This window comes from Thauera sp. AutoDN2, assembly GCF_051280715.1.
Taxonomy (GTDB): Bacteria; Pseudomonadota; Gammaproteobacteria; order Burkholderiales; family Rhodocyclaceae; genus Thauera.
The window spans coordinates 1-1,543 of record NZ_JBNCAR010000097.1; the positions used below are offsets into that span (position 1 = coordinate 1).

At 59.6% G+C, this 1,543-nt stretch carries 2 protein-coding genes; both read left to right on the top strand.

All coding sequences use genetic code 11. The annotated features are described in order from the left end of the window. Positions 1–743: 743 nt before the first annotated feature. Entirely contained in the window at positions 744–1,052 is a 309-nt protein-coding gene (gene tnpA, locus ACPT9U_RS17660; protein ID WP_435751913.1) for an IS66 family insertion sequence element accessory protein TnpA, read from the top strand. Next, a complete protein-coding gene (tnpB, locus tag ACPT9U_RS17665) occupies positions 1,052–1,411 on the top strand; it encodes an IS66 family insertion sequence element accessory protein TnpB (RefSeq protein WP_435751915.1) in 360 nt (119 codons plus the stop codon). Before tnpA ends, tnpB begins: the two co-directional genes overlap by 1 nt. The last annotated feature ends 132 nt before the right edge of the window (positions 1,412–1,543 follow it).

Consider the following 1,543-nt stretch of genomic DNA (forward strand, 5'->3'; position numbering starts at 1 on the left):
GTCCTTGAATGCTTGTCCGTACCTGGCCACTTCTTTCTTCCGTTATCGCCCTCGGGTTTCAGATTCTATCGAGGCGACAACCATCTTGACCTAGAGGGCTTTGAGGGAGGCGCCTTGCCCGGTCGTCGCATATAAACTATCGCAACAACCAGTAGCGTAAGAAAAATGAGCAATGGCAAATATGAAAGAAAATTCTGCATAACGAAAACCCCTTCTCATCGTGCATCTTATTTGTCTGATATCTATTGTGTTTCATTCCGCCAATCGCTCAAAGACAGCGGACTGCAACCTCTCTATTTCTTCATTCAAGAGGTCCACCCTCGGAAACCCTCTCCGTCTTTTAGTTCGGTACTCGAAAGACTTCTCCCTGTAAGCGGCGGCCAGATGGAGAATCTGGTCTAGCAGCACTCTATCCGGCAATCCTACCTCTCGCGCGCGGGATGCTAACTTCTCCAAGTCATGGCTTAACTTCTTCAGGTCTCCGATTGATTCTCCGCACTTGTGCAAGTAGGCTTTGAGCAAAAGCTCTGCCGAATGAGCAAGCAGGTAGTATGCCGATGACGTGAAACCTACGCGAGAAGCTGGCGTCGCCAGCAAGACTCTTGCAGCCTCAAGAAACTCACCTGAAAGAGAAAATAGCGTTCAATCGTCTTGGCTTCGTAACCGGTCACTGAGTGGCGTTCTTTTCCCGCCCGCGTCCGCGCGGAACAATCCCTCCCACATTCATCAGGGAGGAGCGGGCAGTGACCAGGGCGATAGCGACCAACAACAAGTGGCGGCGGCGTAGCCGTCAGGAATGGCAAGCGGTTATCGCGCGGTTTGCGGAGAGTGGACTGGGGATCGAGCCGTTCTGCGCCCGCGAGGGGCTCAGCGAGTCGACCTTCCGGCGCTGGCGTAGCCTGCTGGGCGAGCCGAGTACGCAGCCCGCCGCGCCGGCGATGGAGCGCATCGGCTTCGTTGACGCCGGCACGCTCAAACTCGGCGGCATGGGCCGCCTCGAGCTCCGGCTCGATCTGGGCGACGGCGTGATCCTTCACCTGTCACGCGGCTGATGTTCTTCCCCGAGGGCGCCGTCCGCGTCCATGTCTATGGCCGCCCGGCCGACATGCGCAAATCCTTCGATGGCCTGTACGCGCTCACGCGCCAGGCGCTCGGCTGCGATCCGCTGTCGGGCGAGCTGTTCGTGTTCATCAACCGGCGCGGCACGCAGATGAAGGTGCTGTACTGGGACCGCACTGGATTCTGCGTGTGGGCCAAGCGCCTCGAGCAGGGGCGCTTCGTGTCGAACTGGGCGCAGGTTCGCACGCGCCAGATGGACTGGACCGGGCTCAAGCTGCTGCTCGAAGGCATCGAGCCGGCCCGCACCAAGCGCCGTTTCCGACTGCCCAAAAATGCCGTGCAACCCGCATGAATGCTGGGTTCTGCGGTAAAATACGCGCCATGCCCGCACCGCACTGCACCCCCGTTCCGACCCTTGCCGAGGCCGCCCAGTGGGCGCCCGAGCAGATCGTCGGACTGGCGCAGGCGAACGTCGCCTTGCAGC

Bases quoted from the DNA above. Each gene is read 5' to 3' on its own strand.
- tnpB (WP_435751915.1), top strand. From the start codon at position 1,052: ATGTTCTTCCCCGAGGGCGCCGTCCGCGTCCATGTCTATGGCCGCCCG.